Source organism: Streptomyces sp. NPDC058086 (genome assembly GCF_042885015.1).
Lineage (GTDB): Bacteria > Actinomycetota > Actinomycetes > Streptomycetales > Streptomycetaceae > Streptomyces.
In genome coordinates this window covers 1-3,128 of the sequence record NZ_JBHVST010000253.1, presented here as the reverse complement: position 1 = coordinate 3,128, position 3,128 = coordinate 1, and the positions used below count along the sequence as shown (strand labels likewise).

Annotated in this window: 3 protein-coding genes; all 3 read left to right on the top strand. The window is 71.9% G+C overall.

From position 1 onward, the window contains the following. A partial coding sequence (locus ACFVWD_RS57910) for an alpha-glucosidase C-terminal domain-containing protein (RefSeq protein ID WP_143138439.1) occupies window positions 1-114 on the top strand: 114 nt, incomplete at its 5' end. 120 nt (window positions 115-234) lie between these two features. Further along, window positions 235-1,683: a maltokinase gene (locus tag ACFVWD_RS57905; protein WP_389607204.1), complete on the top strand. Its 1,449-nt coding sequence runs from the start codon at window positions 235-237 to the stop codon at window positions 1,681-1,683. Between the two features lie 36 nt (window positions 1,684-1,719). Continuing rightward, a partial coding sequence (locus ACFVWD_RS57900; protein ID WP_389607202.1) for an alpha-amylase family glycosyl hydrolase occupies window positions 1,720-3,128 on the top strand: 1,409 nt, incomplete at its 3' end.

Here is a 3,128-nt window from a genome sequence, read left to right as displayed (position 1 = left end):
CCGGTCGAGCTCATCGGCGGGGTGCGATTCCCGGCCATCGGAGAGCTGCCGTACTTGCTCACCCTCGCGGGCCACGGCTTCTACTGGTTCCGGCTCCGCAAGGACGCCGTCTGATCCAAGGACAGACTCCAGAACCCGGGCGGCGGGGCGGTTTCCTCCGTCCCGCCCTGGGCACGCATCAGTAACACCCCGACTCGCCCGGTCTCCGGGCCCCTGGGGAAAGGACGCGACGTCATGTCGGAAGCCGCAATCCACTCTGTCACGGCCCCCGTCGCACGCCCCGAGTTGCTCGCGTCGCTCGATCCGCTGCTGAGGGAATGGCTGCCACGGCAGCGCTGGTTCGCGGGCAAGGGGCGTCCGGTGACCGGGTTCTCCCTGGTGACGGCCAACGAACTGCTGCCCTCGACGGGTCAGCTGGGCCTGCTCCACCTGCTGGTCCGGGCGCACCAGCCGCTCACCCCCGCCCAGGGAGCCGGCACCCGGCCCGGCGACTGCTACCAACTGCTCATCGGGGTACGCGAGGCACTCCCGCCGCACCTCGCGCCCGCCCTGATCGGGCACGTGGAGGAGGGACCGCTGGCGGGACACACGGTCTACGAGGCACTGCACGACCCGCGCCCCGCCGACGTACTCCTGGAGGCCCTGCGCACCCAGGCCCGCGTCGGCGAGCTGCGCTTCGAGCGGGACCGACGCCAGGAGATACGGGGCGATCTGATACCGCGCCTGATCACCGCGGAACAGTCCAACTCGTCCCTGGTCTTCGGAGATACGTTCATCCTGAAGCTGTTGCGCCGCATGGTTCCGGGGGTGAACCCCGATCTGGAGCTGCCGCTGGCGCTCGCCCGGGAGGGCTGCCCGCGGGTGCCGGCACCGACGGCGTGGATGGTCGCCGACCTGGACGAGGAGACGTACGTCCTGGGAGTGCTGCAACCCTATGTCCAGGGCGCGGTGGACGGCTGGGAGCTGGTGCTGAGCGAACTGGCCAAGGAGAACGAACTGGCCAAGGACGGCGACCTCGGCGGCGAGGGCTTCGCAGAGGAGGCGCGGGCGCTGGGCCGGGCCACCGCCGAGGTGCACACGGCCCTTGCCCGGGCGCTGCCCACGGTCACGCTGGGGCACGTACAGATGGAACTCCTCGTCGACGGCATGACCGAGCGGCTGGCCGCGGCAGTGCAGGCGGTGCCCACGCTGCGGCCGTACGCCGCCGGTCTGCGCACCGCCTTCGAGGCGCTGGCCGACCTGGCCACCGAGGGGCAGACCTGGACCGCCCAGCGCATACACGGAGATCTGCACCTCGGCCAGTGCCTGCGCGCGCCCTCCGGGGAGTGGTCGCTCATAGACTTCGAGGGCGAGCCCTCGAAACCGCTCGCCGAGCGCCGCATGCCCCAGCCGCCCCTGCGGGACATAGCGGGGATGCTCCGCTCCTTCGACTACGCGGCCCACGCCGTCCCCGGGGCCCTCGGCTCCGGGGACGGCGTGGGTGACTGGGCCGACACCTGCCGGGCCGCGTACTGCGCCGGATACGCGGAGGCCGCCGGCCGCGACCCGCGCGCCGATCCCGTACTCCTGCGCGCCTACGAGACGGACAAGGCGATCTACGAAGTCCTGTACGAGGCCCGGCACCGGCCCGACTGGCTACCGGTGCCGATGGCGGCGATACGCCGACTCGCCGCATCCCCCTGACCTTCCCCACCTCACCCCGCCGAGGAGGCCCTGCCCGTGACGCCCCGCCCCCCGTCCGACGACAGTCCGAAGAAGAACGGTGCCAAGAAGCCGGCTGCCGCCAAGAAGGCGGCGGTGAAGAAGGCGACGGTCAAGAAAGCGGCGATCAAGAAGGCCCCGGTCAAGAAGGCCGCTGCTCAGAAGCCCGCCGGGAGCAAGGCCGCGAAGGACGCGAAGGTCTCGACGGTCTCCAAGGTCTCTGCGAAGGGGGCCGTGGCGAGGGTTCCCGAACCGCGCGCCGCCGAGCCGAAGGGCGCCGAGCCCGTCGTCGGGGTTTCCGAGCCCTCCGCCGTCGACAGCGCTCCCGTCTTCGCCGGGGTCGAACCCGGCGACCGCGAGCGGCTGCTCTCCGGCACGCACCACGATCCGCACGGGGTGCTCGGCGCCCATCCGGTGCCCGGCGGTGTGGCCTTCCTGGCCTTCCGTCCGTACGCGCTCGGGGTGACCGTCGTGACGGACGACCTGCGGGCCGAGCTGCACGACGACGGGGACGGGTTCTTCTCGGCGCTGGTGCCGCTGCGCGCGGTCCCGGAGGCGTATCGGCTGCTCGTCGCGTACGAAGGGACGGTTCAGGACACCGAGGACGCGTACCGTTTCCTGCCCGCGCTCGGCGAGTTCGATCTCCATCTGCTCGGCGAGGGACGCCACGAGGAGCTGTGGCGCGCCCTGGGTGCGGAGCCGATGGTGCACCAGGGGGTGACCGGCACCCGTTTCACGGTCTGGGCGCCGAACGCGCGCGGTGTCCGCCTCGCCGGCACCTTCAACTTCTGGGACGGCACCGGGTTTCCGATGCGGTCACTCGGCTCCTCCGGGGTGTGGGAGCTGTTCGTGCCGGCGATCGGCGAGGGCGAGCTCTACAAGTTCGAGATCACCCGCCCGGACGGCTCCCGCACCCTGCGCGCCGACCCGATGGCCCGGCGGACCGAGGTCCCGCCGCGCACGTCGTCGATCGTGTACGCCTCGCACCACGTGTGGACGGACGCGGAGTGGATGGCGGGGCGGGGGGCCCGTCCGGTGCACGAGGCGCCGTTGTCGGTGTACGAGGTCCACCTGCCCTCGTGGCGACCGGGCCTGACCTACCGCCAACTGGCCGAGCAACTGCCCGCCTACGTCCGCGACCTGGGCTTCACCCATGTCGAGCTGATGCCGGTCGCCGAGCACCCCTTCGGCGGCTCCTGGGGCTACCAGGTCACCGGCTTCTACGCCCCCACCGCACGACTGGGCACCCCCGACGACTTCAAACACCTCGTCGACGCCCTGCACCGGGCCGGCATCGGCGTCCTCATGGACTGGGTACCGGCCCACTTCCCGCGCGACGCATGGGCCCTCGCCGAATTCGACGGACGCCCCCTCTACGAACACGCGGACCCACAGCGGGCCGCCCACCCCGACTGGGGCACCCTCGA